The sequence below is a fragment of the Lactococcus taiwanensis genome, from assembly GCF_017068355.1.
GTDB lineage: Bacteria > Bacillota > Bacilli > Lactobacillales > Streptococcaceae > Lactococcus > Lactococcus taiwanensis.
Map to the genome: position 1 here is coordinate 57,394 of NZ_CP070872.1, position 15,757 is coordinate 73,150.

Genomic DNA, 15,757 nt, shown 5'->3' on the forward strand with positions numbered 1-15,757 from the left:
TTCTCCTTCTTCTATAATCCATTTCCCATGTTTGCATAAATCGGAAGAAGCATTGCCACATACAAAAGAACAATCATTAATGCAACAAAAAGGAAGACAATGGGTTGAATCCACTGCATCATACGCTCAATTTTCACAAAAAATTGTTCCCAACATTCATCTCCATAAATTTCGAGCTCAATTCCTAATTTATTCTTTATTTCCCCATATTCAATCATTAAATGAAGTTCTGGTTGAAAAAACTCAAGGCCAGCTATCAAGTCACTAAAACTCATTCCTCCTACTAATCCATTCGCAAGGTAGCTTCCTACTTCACTGAAAATCTGACTTTTTTGCGTGCTCATCAGTTCAAAAATATTACGCAAGTCTACGCCTTGGGCAATTAAATTTCCCCACTCATGCGCAAAATAGCCCGTTAAATATAATCTTACTGTATCTGCAAGTAAGGGAATACGTACTAATATACTGTACTTTAACAAGCTTGTTTGCTTTTTTAAAAAAAGCATGCTAAGGATTGTCAAACACAAAAGAGTAAGGACTCCTCCTCCAATTAGTTCTGGGAGATGGTTAATAAGAAGGGTAGCAAAATTACCCCTCCACCCTCCCTCATCTCCAGAAATTTGCGGCAGTAAGTAGCTTCTGAGGCCAAATATAATTCCTGTAAGAAATACCAGCAACATCACAGGATAGATTGATAATGCCAATAGCTTTTTTCGAACTGCTAAGTGCTTTCTAATATTTCTTTCAATCAGCACTAAAGTTCCAGAGAGATCGCCATGGACCTCTGCTAAAGCAATTTGCGTTACGACGGACTTAGAAAAATGTAATTCGTCTAAGATAGTCGCTAGGTTCCTCCCCGCAGCAAGCCCGTGGCGCATCTTTGCTACAAAATTTCTTTCAACCAGTCCAGAGCGCTCCAGAAAGTCCACTACTTCACCCAGATGAAAACCATTATTCAATAGATTTCCCATGAGTTGGATGAGTTTCACCTGTTTGGGAAGGGGCAATTTTTTCCCGCTCACCTTCATCTCTGTCAAGAGCTCCTTGTGTAACCAATTCTTCAATCTGCCAATTCCATTTCTCATGTGACCAGTGTTCAAAGCCTTCTTTTGCAATTTCCACCATCCCTTTTCCATTTATTAAACGTTGATAAACAACTGCTTGCAGACAACTTTTTAATTCCCATTCTGAAATACCAAATTCTAAGAGGCGTGTCCAGACAGCTGATATTGAGGGGGCATGAATTGTCGAAAAAACTGTATATCCTGTTAAACTCGCTCGAAGAACTGCGCGTGCTGTTTTTTCATCACGGATTTCTCCTACAATCAAAAGATCAGGACGGTGACGCAGGGAAAGCTTGATTAATGCTTCATAATCATTGCCTATTAGATCATTGACTTGCAATTGCACAAATTTTGATACAACAATTTCCACAGGATCTTCCACAGTCATTACCTGTCCACTATCAAAAGCACGATTAGCCCAATTAGTCATCAGGGATGTTTTACCAGACCCTACAGGTCCAGCAAAAAGATATAACCCCCGCCTAAAATTCATCTGTTTGAAAAGTTTTTCAGCTTCAAACCAGAATTCAAGTTGCTCTTTAGGCTCATGTAAAAATCTAATCACTAGCGATTCGTTTCCTTCGAAGTCACCTACTGAAGAGAGGCGTAGCCGTCTTGATTCCGTTCCAAATTGGTACCAACAAGCACCTAACTGTGTTCGCCGTTTTTCTCCGACATTCATCCCCGCACAAAACTTAAAATGAGCAATCAGTGCCAAGCCTGTTTCTAGAGCTAACTCCTCTGTAAATACTTTAGAATTTAAATTTCTAAAGTATAAGTCATAATGCGTCAAACTCCCTTGTAAATAGAGGTCTGTCACACCTCTTTCAACAGCTTGTTTGATAATGCTTTTTGCTTTTTCTTGTATCATATCCCTTTATACGTTTTTTTATAGGCAATGTCACCAAGTATCTTCCTGAAGCTTTAAAATAAAAAAGCACTGGATTTTCATCCAATGCTTTTTTAAAAGAAATCTTCAAATAAACTGAGTTGGTTATCATCAGGCATTCCTTCTAATATTCCCATGTTGGTCATATTTTCAATGATAGTCTGAGAAACGCCTCCCCGTTTTCTGAGCTCCATCTTACTTAAAAATTCACCTTCTGCACGCGCAGCTACAATCTGTTTAGCGACATTTTCTCCCAAGCCATCCATTGTAACAAAAGGAGGGATCAACGTATCGCCATCAATAACAAATTCTGTGGCTTCTGAGCGATAGAGATCTATTTTCCCAAAAGTGAAACCGCGCTCGAGCATTTCATTACAGAGCTCCAAAGTTGTATACAGGTTAGTCTCTACATTTGTAGCTTCAAAACCTTTGTCTTTAATCTCTTTCATTTTAGCTTTAACCGCTTCAAGGCCTGCACCCATTACTCCAATATCAAAAGCTGTTGCTCGTATTGAGAACCAAGCACAATAATAATAAATAGGATAGTGGACTTTGAAGTAGGCCACACGCAGAGCCATCATAATATAGGCAGCGGCATGGGCTTTCGGAAACATATATTTAATTTTTGAGCAAGATTCAATATACCACTCTGGTACATCATGAGCGCGCATTTCTGTAACATATTTCTCCCGCTCTTCGGCAGAAATCTTACTCCACATTCCTTTACGGACACGTTCCATGATATTGAAGGCCATTGAATTATCCAGGCCTGCATGAATCAAATAAACCATAATGTCATCACGACAACCGATTACGCTTGATAAATCTGCAATTCCGGAGCGAATCAAATCTTGAGCATTTCCCGACCAGACATCCGTACCATGTGATAGTCCGGAAATTTGGAGTAGATCAGCAAAAGTTTTTGGCTTAGCCTCTGCAATCATATTCATGGAAGTAAAGGTCCCCATTTCAGGAATTCCTAACGTCCCAAGTTTTACGCCGAGTTGCTCCTCTGTAACGCCGAGAGATTCTGTCCCACTAAATAGTTTCATAACTCCCGGATCATCCATAGGGATATCCTGTGGAACAATACCTGATAAACTTTGCAGCTTCCGGATCATTGTGGGATCATCATGCCCAAGGATATCAAGTTTTAAGATATTGTCATGAATGGCATGGAAATCAAAGTGAGTGGTTTGCCATTCTGCCGTTACATCATCAGCAGGGTATTGGACCGGAGAAAAATCATAGACATCCATGTAGTTAGGAATAACGATAATCCCACCGGGGTGCTGACCTGTTGTTCGCTTAACACCAGTAGAACCTGCGGCTAAACGATCAATCTCAGCATTCCCATAGTATTGGTCATAATCTCGCTCATAGCCTTTGACAAAACCAAAAGCGGTCTTTTCAGCAACTGTACCAATGGTACCCGCCCGAAAAGCATAGTCTTCCCCGAAGATATCCCGTACATCCAAGTGAGCAAAGGGTTGATCATCCCCAGAAAAGTTCAAGTCAATATCGGGAACCTTATCTCCTTTAAAGCCTAGGAAAGTCTCAAATGGAATATCATGACCATCCTTAATCAATTTATGATTGCATGTCGGACAGTCTTTATCAGGCATATCATAGCCTGATCCATAAGTACCATCTTCAAATGCTTCAAAATATTGACACTCCGGACAACGATAATGTGGCGCTAATGGATTAACCTCAGTAATCCCAATCATCGTAGCAACTAGGCTCGATCCGACCGATCCTCGCGATCCAACGATATAACCACGATCATTAGAACGCTTAACCAATTCTTGGGAAATGATATAAACCACGGAGAAGCCATTCCCCAAAATCGAACGTAATTCTTTTTCAAGTCGGGCATCAATCAAATCTGGCAAGGGATTTCCATACCACTCATGCGCTTTTTCATAGGTTAAGCGAACAATGCGCTCCTCGGAAGTCTCTCCACCATCAAATACCATCTTTGGCGTATACAAATCATCACGCACTGGTGTTAGTGTTTCAAACTCATCTGCTAATTTGTTCGTGTTCTCAATGACAATTTCACGGGCAAGTTTTTCTCCTAAAAAGCTAAAAGCTTCTAACATTTCATCAGTTGTTCGAAAATGTGCTTCTGGCAGGGGCAGAGGCTTGGCATGTTCACCATGACCTTGAGTCCAGTTGATTTCGGCACCGAGCCCTAATGAACGCACAATAATTTCACGATAAATGGCATCCTCTGGATTAAGATAATGTAAATTTCCTGTAGCGAGCACAGGCTTACCCAATGTTTTTCCGACCTTGATTAAATCTTTGAGAGTTTGTTCTAATTCTTTTTCAGATTTGAAAGAACCTCCCACCACTAAAGCACGGTAGAGCGCTGGCGGGAATACCTCGATAAAATCATAGAATTTCGCAATTTCTAATGTTTCTTCAAAAGTCTTGTTTGTGATTGCATCAAAGACCTCGCCTACTTCACAGGCCGAACCCACGAGGAGTCCTGCCCGATTTTCTTGTAAAACAGAGCGTGGTACACGAGGCACACCTGAATAATAACGAACGTTACCATAGCTGACAATCTTAAAGAGATTTTTTAACCCTTCTTGCGTTCTTGCATACAATGTCACGTGTTTAGGGCGCACTTTTTTGTAGGAATCTTCACTGACCAGCTTGTCATTAAGTTCCAAAAGGCTACGCCAACCAGTGTTTCGCGTGCGGAGTTCTTCTAAGAACACAAAGAGGAGTCGACCAGTAGCCTCCGCATCAAAGTTGGCCATATGGTGATGCTCAAGTCCGATTTGAAATTTTTTAGTCAGTTGACCAAGTCCAAAACGTTTCATTTCAGGATAAAGATTGCGAGCAAATTCTAATGTATCCACGACGGGCTGCGTAATGAGAGGCAGACCATTACGGGAATAATTCATATTCATAAAGCCCACGTCAAAAGTAGCATTGTGGGCTACAAGTATTGTACCCTCACAGAATTTTTGGAAATGTGTTAAAACTTCATAGAGTGGTTTTGCGTTTTTGAGATGCTCATCCGTAATACCGGTCAATTCTGTAGTAAATTCACTCAAATGATAACCTGGATTAATGAATTCATCAAACTCATCAATAGGGTTACCTTTATGCATCTTAGTGGCCGCAATCTGTATCAAGTCATTGTTGACAGCTGACAAGCCTGTAGTTTCTACGTCAAAGACCACATAAGTTGATTCGTACATATCCACATCGGCCTCGTTGTAAACAATAGGAATTTTATCTTCAACGAGATTGGCCTCAACACCATAGATAATTTTGACCCCATGTTTTTTTCCTGCAGCGTGAGCTTCTGGGAAAGATTGCAAGCCCCCATGGTCAGTAATAGCAATGGCTTTATGTCCCCACTTAGCGGCTTGAGCTACCAAACTGGAAGCTGAGGGAATAGCATCCATCTGGCTCATATTAGTGTGCGCGTGGAATTCCACCCGTTTTTCATCAGCTTTATCCTCCCGCACATTTTGCGTAGGAATTTCGATTAGATCACTCAGCTGCAAGACCAAATCATTTTTAAAAGTATCACGTTGGACTGTTCCACGTACACGGCACCACAATCCTGGTTTAATTTGTTTAGCAAGATTGATTTCTTCATCACCGCGTACCCATTTTTGGACATAAAAGCTGGAGGTATAATCCGTCATTTCAAATTCTAACAAATAGCTGATATTCCCCGTTTTACGGGATTTTATTTCTCGCAATTCCCCTTTAAAAACATAACCTTCAAAAACAACCGGTCCGTTAGTTGAAAATTCACTAACCGAACGCATGGGTGTTACTGGTTCGTTATTTTTAATTTCTCGTCCAAGTTGGATTTTATCCGATTTGACAGCCTTGATTTGGAGTGCCACTCGATCTGCCGTTGGCTTAGGTTTAATCTCAACAACTGCATTGGCCGTCATTACCAAGTCATCTTTGTATTTATCATGCTCAATATTACCTTGAACACGCAACCACAATCCTTCTGCTAAGAGCTCAGCCCAGCTGACCGACTCATCAGTAAACATCCGCTCGGTTTGCGCTTTTACCGCTTGGACAATATGATCAAATTGTGCGATTTCTTCTTCTTTGCGCCCCCACTTAGAAATCATAAAAGTAGAAGTCTCATCTGCCAATTTCATTTCAAGAATGTGGTTCGTTTTGCCAGATTCTTTCCCTGTAAATTCACGGTGAGCCGCTTCAAAAACCACACCTTCAAATATAACTCCAGAACCTTCACCTGCTATAAAAGACATACTGGTGATGGGACTTTGTCCACTGATTTTTCGTCCAAAAGCCACTCCATCATCCAAAGCAGTTTCCACAAATTCGGCTTTAGGCTCACGCGCATGTTTAGTCTCTTGCTCTTGAGTGCGTTGTTTTTTTAGTTCTGATACCTGAGCTTGCTCTGCAGTTTGGGCTGCGAGTCTTGCAGCAACTTTTTCAGCATGCGCAGCTGCTTGCAATGCGGTCAGTTGTTCATCAACCACAGGGCGCAACGTTAATTTTCCAAAACCAAAGTCAGCAAACTTTTCTTCTAATACTGGAAAATATTTCTGAACAAACCAATCCATCCGCGGATTGTCTTCAACCAAGAGATTAAGTTGGACGCCACGTTTTTCCAAATGATATTTTTTAAAAATACTAGAAAATGCCGATTCAGATAGTTCAGGCAGTGTCAGCGCATACTGATAATAATCATTTAATAAGTCTTCATCAAAAGCATTATCGCGGGGCTTGATTACAACTTCTGTACGAGCAATAGTCGCAAAAGCAGTCGCTGACAGCTCTGTCAGTAACTTATAAGTTTCGATTGGCAAAATTTTGTCAAAAATTAAGTAAAAACGCCAAAGTTTACTTGCAGTATGCACTTCGACATTTTCAATTTCAGCCTGCATAAATTGTTCAGAATTGCGCAGATGTGGCGGAAGATTGATTTGATCCATCAATTTTTCAAACAGATTTGCCATGAAATATATCGCCCTTTTCTTTTTATTATTTGAAGAGTTATAACCCTTGTAATGCTGAAAAAACTGGAAGTCTTGATGTCCAAAATTAGACCACTTAACTCCATTTTGAAATCAGCGTTCATTGACCATTATATCATAATTTGAGGCTTAGAGCAGTTTACTTTTTAGCGCTCATCCAACAAAAAAAGCTGCTGACAAGGCTGTCAGTAGCTATAAAAGTATGGATTTTTTAGTTTTGATTCAAAATCTCGATGGTGTTGACCAATTCATCTTTATTGATCTCCACAACCTCACCTGTAGCACGGATTTTCACTTCAACGATACCTTCAGCAGCTTTTTTACCGATGGTAACACGGACTGGTAAACCAATCAAATCGCTATCTGCAAATTTAACACCTGCCCGCTCATTACGATCATCTACTAGGACTTGATAGCCTTTTGCACGAAGTTTCGTTTCAAGCTCTGCCGTAAGGGCCATAGCTGTTTCGTCCTTAATATTCACGGGTACCAAGTGGATATCAAACGGCGCGAGTTCTTTAGGGAAATTGATAGACCAGCTAAATTTGTATTCTTCTTTTGGTGTTTTTTCCACGTAGATTCGTGCAAACTGTTCTAAGATAGCTGAAAGCAAGCGACTAACCCCAATCCCATAACACCCCATAATCATTGGGATAGCACGTCCATTGGCATCTAAAACATTGGCGTTCATTGCTTCTGAGTAACGAGTACCTAGCTTGAAGATGTGTCCAATTTCAATCCCACGAGCAAATTTTAAAGTTCCCCGACCGTCTGGGGAAACTTCACCCTCGTTAACGGTACGTAAATCTACAAATTCAGACACTTCAAAGTCGCGGCCGATATTAACATTTTTGTAGTGGAAACCATCTTCATTTGCACCTACGATGGCATTCTTAACTAATTCGACTTCGCGATCAGCTATAATACGCACCTCTTTTAGACCAACTGGACCTAATGAACCAAAATGAACCCCAAAGGCTGCCTCAACATCCGCCTCACTTGCTGCTTCGACTAAGTCTGCACCAAGATAATTGGTCAATTTAACTTCATTAAGTTGATCATTACCATGCAATAAAACTACTACTAACTCATCATCTGCGCGAAAAACTAATGTTTTAATTGTTTGAGATTGGTCCACCTTAAGAAATTCAGCAACTTCGTCAATCGTTTTAGCATCTGGAGTTGCAACTTTTTCAAGCTCTAACTCTTCGGTGTATGCCGCTTTAGGGTCAAACTGACTCGTTGCCATTTCAAGGTTAGCTGCGTAATCGCCACCGTCTGCATAGACGATTGTATCTTCACCTGCAACTAACCATTTCCCCAGTTCTTCTTTAATATCAGCCAAAACAGATTCAGGAATTTCATCGATTGAAGTGATATTTTTACTCAAGACGAGCCATTTTTCAAGATCTGTACGATCATCTGTAATAGCCATAAATTCTTGGCTATCTTTTCCACCCATGGCTCCACCATCACCGATAATAGGTTTAAAAGTTAAGCCAGCACGTTCAAAGATTTTTTCATATGCTTTTTTATAATCCTGATAAGTTTCATCAAGTGAATCTTGATCTGCGTGGAAACTATAACCATCTTTCATAATGAATTCACGACCACGGAGCAAACCATAACGTGGACGTTTTTCATCACGATATTTTGTCGCAATCTGATAGACATTCAAAGGGAGTTTTTTGTATGACGTGATTTCGTCACGAACGAGCGCTGTCATGGTTTCTTCATGAGTTGGACCCAAGATAAAATCAGAGCTATCACGATTTTTCAATTTGTAGAGATCTTCACCATAAGTGTCATAACGTCCAGATTCGCGCCATAAATCTGCGGTTAATAATGTTGGAGCTAAGAGTTCTACTGCCCCAATTTCTTCAAACTCTTCTCGCATGATATTTTTTAATTTTTCAAGTACACGATTCGCCAAAGGCAGATAGGCATAGATACCTGCCGAAACTTGACGAACATAGCCGGCACGCATTAAAAGCGCATGACTGATAACTTGTGCATCAGAGGGCATTTCCCGAAGAGTTGGGATAAGCATTTTTGATTGTTTCATAATAAAAAATTTCCTTTACGATATGGTTTGACTTCTTTAATTTCAAAAGAGGTTTGAAAGTTTAATGGACAAAGGCACGGAGAATGTCATTCCAAGTGACCGCTATAAAGAGCACTGCCATAAAAACGACACCTACAAGGGTAATAATAGACTCTTTCTCCTGCGACAACGCCTTGCCTCGGATTGCTTCAATAATATTCAGGACAATCTTTCCTCCATCCAATACGGGAATGGGAAAAAGGTTAACAATACCCAAGTTAATTGAAAGCATGGCTAAAAGATAGATGATAGAAGGAAGTCCTGCACGAGCAGCTTCGCCACTCAGTTGGTAAATTGCAACGGGTCCTCCTAATTTGTCAAGGCTCGGTCGTGCGAGCAGGTTCCCAAGTGCTTGGAAAATAGCAGTTGCTGCGCGTCCAGCTTGAACGAAACCACCTGTTATTTTATCCACCACTCCTGTTTTGACCGTTTGCATAATCCCAACACGATAAGTCCCGTCTATTTTTTGAGGGGTCACGCTGATGGATTGACTCGAACCTTTTCGCTCAATCGCCAAATCAAGTTTTTTACCTTCTGAACCTGAGATTTCTGTAACCACCTCATTCCAGTTTGCAGTTTTTGTTCCATTCACTGCTTCGATTTTGTCGCCAGCTTTTAGACCTGCTTGGTAGGCTGGGGTCCCTTTTTCAACCTGACCAATAGCATTGGTTGGTGAAGGGACTCCTCCTTGGACAAAAGTTAAGACAATAAAGGCAATAATTCCTAAAATAAAATTATTGAGTGGCCCACCGAAGTTGGTAAGCATTTTATGAAAGACACCTGCCGATTGATATTGAACATCAAGCGGAGCAATACGTACCTCCGTCCCATCTTCTTCAATAATAGTGGCATCATGATTTACAGGATAGCGCTTGATTTCTCCAAATACTTCGCCTTCGATGAACAGCGCTTCTTCAAAATCATAATCTGTGATGAGCATGGGAACAGCCTGATCAAGCTCCACACGTTCAGAAAGGTTAATTCGTGTAACCTCCTCACTGCTCTGTGTATCAGAAGACACGCTTTCACTGACCGGTGTATCAGCAGCATGTTGCTTTTCTTTTATACTGACAGCAAGACTCGCAGCTTGTCCCTTTTTAATTTCCGTTTTATCATCACCCCAACCTGCTAAACGAACATAGCCTCCTAGAGGGAGAATTCGGATGGTGTAGAGGGTTCCGTCTTTTGCTTGATGTGCAAAGATTTTTGGTCCCATTCCAATCGCATACTCACGCACTAAAATACCTGCACGCTTGGCCCACCAAAGGTGCCCATACTCATGAATGGCAACTATGATACCAAAAATGATAATAAAAGTAACCAAAGTTTCTATCAACTGACTTCCTCCTTAAAAATTAGAACAGTCCTAGTAAATGCATAATTGGGAAAACGAAAATCAGATTATCAAAGCGATCCAAAATACCACCATGACCAGGCAATAACTTACCAGAGTCCTTGACACCAAAATGACGTTTGATACTTGATTCTACAAGATCTCCGATTTGACCTACAATAGAAAAAATTACGGTAAACAAAGTAAGTTTGAGATAGCCAATTTCAGGCATTTCTTTGGTGAACAAGAAGTACATAATAAGAGCGACAACTACTGCTGAAAAGATTCCTCCCAATGAGCCGATCACTGTTTTATTAGGCGAAACGGAAGGGAGAAGTTTTTGAGGAAATTTCTCTTTCAAAGTCCGACCAAAAGCATAAGCACCAATATCTGTCGCCCAAACAATAAAAAGCGCTAAGAAAACAATGTAGACACTACTTTCACGTGCGGTAAGCAGATTTTGAAAACCAATACCTACGTAGAAGGCCGAGATGAAAGGAAAACCTGCATCAACAAATGAATACTTCCCATTTGAAAAGACCATGCCTGTAAGCATTGCGAAAAGAAAGAGTGTAAACAACATCATTCCGCCATCAACGTTAAGTCCCAACCAATCTTTGCCAACAGGAAGAGCAAGCGATAGTGCTGCTAAAGTCGCCAAAATCCCTTCAAATGACAGTAACTGTAACTTGTACATACGAAAAAGTTCGTGCATAGCGATAATGACTAGGAGGGCTATTAGTATCTGAAAATATAATCCTCCAAGTAAGAGTAAGGCAAGGAAAATTCCTCCTGCAATCACTCCCGTAATAATCCGTTGCATCATTATTTCAATCCTCCATATCTGCGTTCCCGTTTTTGAAAGACCGAGATTGCTTTATCAAGTTCAGCTTCATCAAAATCCGGCCAAGCCGTATCTGCAAAATACAATTCACTATAAGCGGCCTGCCAAGTTAAAAAATTGGACATACGTTGTTCACCCGAAGTTCGGATAATTAAATCAGGATCTCGGAGTGCTTTGGGTAAAATTGCTGTTTGAAGCTGATCTGACAACTCCTCCTCAGATAAAGTTGTCAAATCAACTCCTGCACGTGCTAATTTTTGTACCCCTAAAATAATATCACGACGGCCACCATAATTCATCGCAAAGTTTAAAATCATTCCTGTATTTTCTGCTGTCTCCTCAGCGGCTCGATCAATTGAAGCTAAAGTTGCCTTTGGCATACCTTCACGCTCACCAATCATACGAATTTGGATATTTTCTGCCTTGAGTGTTGGCATATATTTTCCATAAAAATCGATGGGAAGACTCATGATGAATTTGACTTCATCAACGGGACGAGCCCAATTTTCAGTGGAGAAGGCATAGACTGTCATTACCTTTAGCCCTCGTCTTGCTCCATGAACAGCTACTTTTTTCAGAGCATCCATTCCTGATTTATGACCAAAAATACGTGGTTTACCTTGAGCTTTTGCCCAGCGTCCATTACCATCCATAATGACACCAACATGCTCGGGCAGTGCTGCTTCTTGTTCTTTATTTTTTAAGTTATTAAACATAGTACCTCACAAGGGAACTTATCAGGAGCTGACTCCTTTCTATAATCACCCATATGTTTTTGAGTGAACTTCTTTTTACTTTTAGATTATAGAAAGTAAGCCACCTGAAACTGTTTTTTCTCTTCCAAAAGATTATCAACGCTTGATTTTCGGGAAAAGACAGTATTAATATTCCTATTCTACCATATTTCAAGAGAGAATTGTAGCTCAAATTTTCTACTCATCAGACTAGACTTTCTTTCATATTACCTGAAGAGTCTAATCTGTGCATTGACTTTCCCTCATACTTTCCAATCTTTCCTGAAAAGTGAAAAACTTTTTTCTAAGGTTTAGACTTTCACAATTCTTGTCCACTCAAAGAAAAAACCTATCAGCAAACTGATAGGTTTTTGTAAGAATCATCTTAATTGTACCAGTTTGAAAATCAACTGACAGATCTGTAAGTTCAAAAATGGAACTTCATGCCGAATTGAATTACATTCAGCACCTAGGAAAAGTTAATTAATTTTCTTCAATTGGACTTTCAACAGTAGGTTCTGCTGGTGTTTCTACTGTTGAAGCGGGTGTCACACCACTTTTAATCGTTTTTACAGCAGCACGATCAAAAGTAAGGATGACCCCTTCACAATCAAGTTCGATTGTTCCTTTAGCTGTATCAATACTTGAAAGCACACCATGTAAACCACCAATGGTTACAATTTCTGAACCAGGTTGCATTGCATCTAATTGTTCTTGACGTTTCGCTTGTTGTTTCTTTTGTTGGCGGTTCATGAAGAACATCATCCCACCCATCACAATAACGATAAAAATAAGAGATAAGCCTGACATTTCTGTCTCCTTTTAAGTTTTATTCAAATTTAAGTTCAATTTTGAACATTGTTTTCATTTTAGCATAGTTTGAAAGCTCTGTCAAATTGAGCTTTTGAGATATTTACTTCCTTCACGAATAGAAAGATTACTCATTTGAGCGCGATTATTATCAATAAAATGTGCTACCCATCGTGGATCTGTTTTTGAGAAATCACGCAAGGCCCAACCTATAGCCTTATTGATAAAAAATTCTTTTTCAAAGGTAGAGCCAGCTAAGTTCTGTCCAATCACAAACGCTAGTAGCACTTCATCCGTCTTTTCTTTAAAACCGAGCTGACAATCAATTGCGATTCGCCGTACCCAAAAATTTTCCGCTGTCGCCCAATCCCTGATCGTTGAATTCACCACATTTTTTTCATTGGTGTTCTCTTGCAACCCTTGACTTCTTTCCTGAAGGAGTAAAAAACCTACCAATTCATCCAAACTATCGACTGTATCCCACCAAGATTTACTCAGGGCGAGTTTTTTTATTTTTTCTAAGTCAGACGCTTGGAGGTATTTTTTCATTTTTCGCAGATAGTCTAGGGCCAGATATTGAAACTCACGTTCAGGTAGGTACCAAAGCGCCCAAACTGTAGGCCAATCTACTTTAGCATCCAACTTTTTTTCTCGTAAAAACTCTTTTTGAAGTGCACGACGCTCAGGAGTCTTTAATCCAATAAATTCAAATTGGTGTCGCAAATAAGCCGCTTGTCCCTCTGCGATCCTCTCATCTCTATGAGCACGAAATTGCTCAACAATATCGATCATTTTTTCTCCTTTACCCACTATTTGTGATATGCCGATCCCCTGTTAATCATCTGTGCACGATATATTTGCTCCACTAACACGAGTCGCATCAATTGGTGTGGTAAAGTCATGCGCCCAAAAGAAACTTGGATGTCACTGCGTTGATAAACTTCTTGGGAGAGGCCTAAAGAACCTCCAATAACGAATACAAGATTTCTGGTACCATAAACTTCGGCTTCTTTTACAAGAAGTGCAAGCTCTTCTGAAGACATGAGTTGACCCTGAATAGAGAGAAGCACCACTTTATCCCCCTCTTGTATACGAGCAAGGATTTTTTGACCTTCTCGATATTTAACGGCCTCTTGCTCTTTTTCTGAAGCATGATCTGGAATTTTTTCATCTGAAAGTTCTATGAGCTCCAAAGGTAACATCGTACTCATACGTTTACAGTATTCTCCGATTCCTTCTTTTAAATACTTCTCTTTTAATTTCCCTACAACAATTAATTTAATTTTCATATTTCTCGTATTTTCCACTGGCGTTGAATGTTTTCGCATAAAATTACAATATTTTTCCCCAAGTAATCTGGGATATTTTGCTGAAGAATTAAGAAAACGATCACTTTAACTTAATTTCCCCCTATAATTTTACCTTTTTCCTCAAGTGAAAACAAGATGAAAACATGATTTATCAACATTTTTACACTTTTATCCACTTTTCTGTGGAAAACCATCTCATTATATCCACTTATACCCATTCAAAAAACACTTATCCACAATTATGTGGAAAGTAAAGTATTTTACTTCTTTTTTTACAACTATTAAGGTATTATTAAGTGTAGATGGATATAATCACCTTATAATAAAACAAGAAAAAGGATTAATTGAAAGGAATGATTTATGGCTAAAGGTAATCTAGGAAAATTGCTTTTGACAGGTGTTGTGGGAGGTGCTATTGCTCTAGGAGGTAGTGCCATCTATCAAACGACCACTAATCAAAATGGAACGAGCTCAAGTAACACAACCAGTACAAAAGTAAGCAATGTTTCAGTGAATGTCAGTACAGATGTGACAGCAGCAATCAAGAAAGTTTCAGGTTCTGTTGTATCCGTCATGAATTATCAAAAGCAAAACAGTTCTGATGATTTCAGCTCTATTTTTGGCAATAAAAGTTCAAGCGCCTCATCTGATAGTCTTCAGTTAGCAAGTGAGGGTTCCGGGGTTATCTACAAGAAAGATGGAGACTCCGCCTATGTGGTAACAAACTACCACGTTATTGCGAGCAATGATTCTCTGGATATCTTACTCTCAGGCGGACAAAAGGTAAGTGCTAAGGTAGTAGGTTACGATGAATATACAGACCTTGCTGTACTAAAAATTAGCTCAGAACATGTGAAAGACGTAGCAACTTTTGCAGATTCTAGCAAGTTGACAGTGGGTGAACCGACCATTGCAGTCGGCTCACCTCTAGGAAGTCAATTTGCCAATACCGCAACAGAAGGGATACTATCTGCCACAAGTCGCCAAGTAACTCTCTCTCAAGAGAATGGGCAAACGACTAATATAAATGCTATTCAAACAGATGCAGCAATCAATCCAGGGAATTCTGGGGGAGCGCTTATCAACATTGATGGTCAAGTAATTGGGATTACCCAAAGTAAACTGACAACTACAGAAGATGGCTCAACAAGTGTCGAAGGCATGGGATTCGCTATCCCTTCTAACGATGTAGTAAATATTATTAATAAGTTGGAATCCGATGGCAAAGTTTCCCGCCCTGCCTTGGGTATCCGAATGGTTGATTTGTCTGACTTATCAACTAATGACAGCTCTCAACTTAACTTACCAAGTAGTGTCACAGGTGGGGTCGTGGTTTATTCTGTACAATCAGGTATGCCTGCTGCTACAGCTGGCCTGAAAGCGGGGGATGTAATTACTAAGGTTGGGGATACTTCCGTTACTTCATCTACCGATTTACAAAGTGCTCTTTATTCTCATAATGTCAATGATACTGTCAAAGTGACTTATTATCGCGACGGAAAATCACATACTGCTAATATTAAGTTAGACAAGACAACAAGTGAACTTGATACCAACAGTTCAAGCTCGTCAAGCAACTAATTACTTAATAAAAAAGACCCACCTAAGGTGGGCTTTTTTTAGGTCTAAAGTCTGAAATTTTAATAAAATGAAAGTATTACATTTCTCT

General features: G+C 39.9%; 11 protein-coding genes. 1 reads left to right on the top strand and 10 read right to left on the bottom strand.

Annotated features, from left to right (window positions below; translation table 11 throughout):
* Positions 1–11: 11 nt before the first annotated feature.
* From comGB to rlmH, 10 genes are all read right to left on the bottom strand, one after another.
* On the bottom strand, positions 12–1,028 hold the full coding sequence (gene comGB / locus JW886_RS00360; protein ID WP_205872463.1) for a competence type IV pilus assembly protein ComGB: 1,017 nt from the start codon (positions 1,026–1,028) through the stop codon (positions 12–14).
* On the bottom strand, positions 952–1,935 hold the full coding sequence (comGA, locus tag JW886_RS00365; protein ID WP_205872028.1) for a competence type IV pilus ATPase ComGA: 984 nt from the start codon (positions 1,933–1,935) through the stop codon (positions 952–954). Before comGA ends, comGB begins: the two co-directional genes overlap by 77 nt.
* Positions 1,936–2,027: 92 nt before the next feature.
* Positions 2,028–6,935 (bottom strand): PolC-type DNA polymerase III, encoded by a 4,908-nt coding sequence (locus JW886_RS00370; RefSeq protein ID WP_205872029.1) that lies wholly within the window; start codon positions 6,933–6,935, stop codon positions 2,028–2,030.
* 229 nt (positions 6,936–7,164) lie between these two features.
* A complete protein-coding gene (locus JW886_RS00375) occupies positions 7,165–9,018 on the bottom strand; it encodes a proline--tRNA ligase (protein ID WP_200407580.1) in 1,854 nt (617 codons plus the stop codon).
* A 61-nt stretch (positions 9,019–9,079) separates the two neighbouring features.
* Positions 9,080–10,393 carry an RIP metalloprotease RseP gene (rseP, locus tag JW886_RS00380; protein ID WP_075525585.1) on the bottom strand — a complete coding sequence of 438 codons (1,314 nt, stop codon included), beginning with the start codon at positions 10,391–10,393 and terminating at the stop codon, positions 9,080–9,082.
* A 19-nt stretch (positions 10,394–10,412) separates the two neighbouring features.
* Positions 10,413–11,216, bottom strand: a complete 804-nt coding sequence (locus tag JW886_RS00385; protein WP_075525584.1) for a phosphatidate cytidylyltransferase — start codon at positions 11,214–11,216, stop codon at positions 10,413–10,415.
* Positions 11,216–11,950 carry an isoprenyl transferase gene (locus JW886_RS00390; RefSeq protein ID WP_075525583.1) on the bottom strand — a complete coding sequence of 245 codons (735 nt, stop codon included), beginning with the start codon at positions 11,948–11,950 and terminating at the stop codon, positions 11,216–11,218. Before JW886_RS00390 ends, JW886_RS00385 begins: the two co-directional genes overlap by 1 nt.
* A 501-nt stretch (positions 11,951–12,451) precedes the next feature.
* Positions 12,452–12,778, bottom strand: coding sequence for a preprotein translocase subunit YajC (gene yajC / locus JW886_RS00395; protein WP_075525582.1), 327 nt, complete (start codon positions 12,776–12,778; stop codon positions 12,452–12,454).
* An 81-nt stretch (positions 12,779–12,859) separates the two neighbouring features.
* Entirely contained in the window at positions 12,860–13,570 is a 711-nt protein-coding gene (locus JW886_RS00400) for a DNA alkylation repair protein (RefSeq protein WP_200407585.1), read from the bottom strand.
* Positions 13,571–13,587: 17 nt separating this feature from the next.
* On the bottom strand, positions 13,588–14,067 hold the full coding sequence (gene rlmH, locus JW886_RS00405; RefSeq protein ID WP_205872030.1) for a 23S rRNA (pseudouridine(1915)-N(3))-methyltransferase RlmH: 480 nt from the start codon (positions 14,065–14,067) through the stop codon (positions 13,588–13,590).
* Between the two features lie 381 nt (positions 14,068–14,448).
* On the opposite strand from rlmH, the gene JW886_RS00410 reads away from it, so the two are divergent.
* The gene (locus JW886_RS00410) at positions 14,449–15,669 is read left to right on the top strand and encodes a S1C family serine protease (protein ID WP_205872031.1); all 1,221 of its coding nucleotides are present in this window, start codon (positions 14,449–14,451) and stop codon (positions 15,667–15,669) included.
* Positions 15,670–15,757: the final 88 nt, after the last annotated feature.

Excerpts from the sequence above, each read along its gene's own strand:
- comGA (WP_205872028.1), bottom strand. The coding sequence starts at position 1,935 with ATGATACAAGAAAAAGCAAAAAGCATTATCAAACAAGCTGTTGAAAGA.
- comGB (WP_205872463.1), bottom strand. The coding sequence starts at position 1,028 with ATGAAGGTGAGCGGGAAAAAATTGCCCCTTCCCAAACAGGTGAAACTC.
- yajC (WP_075525582.1), bottom strand. The coding sequence starts at position 12,778 with ATGTCAGGCTTATCTCTTATTTTTATCGTTATTGTGATGGGTGGGATG.
- JW886_RS00400 (WP_200407585.1), bottom strand. The coding sequence starts at position 13,570 with ATGATCGATATTGTTGAGCAATTTCGTGCTCATAGAGATGAGAGGATC.
- JW886_RS00410 (WP_205872031.1), top strand. The coding sequence starts at position 14,449 with ATGGCTAAAGGTAATCTAGGAAAATTGCTTTTGACAGGTGTTGTGGGA.
- JW886_RS00375 (WP_200407580.1), bottom strand. The coding sequence starts at position 9,018 with ATGAAACAATCAAAAATGCTTATCCCAACTCTTCGGGAAATGCCCTCT.
- JW886_RS00370 (WP_205872029.1), bottom strand. The coding sequence starts at position 6,935 with ATGGCAAATCTGTTTGAAAAATTGATGGATCAAATCAATCTTCCGCCA.
- rlmH (WP_205872030.1), bottom strand. The coding sequence starts at position 14,067 with ATGAAAATTAAATTAATTGTTGTAGGGAAATTAAAAGAGAAGTATTTA.
- JW886_RS00385 (WP_075525584.1), bottom strand. The coding sequence starts at position 11,216 with ATGATGCAACGGATTATTACGGGAGTGATTGCAGGAGGAATTTTCCTT.
- JW886_RS00390 (WP_075525583.1), bottom strand. The coding sequence starts at position 11,950 with ATGTTTAATAACTTAAAAAATAAAGAACAAGAAGCAGCACTGCCCGAG.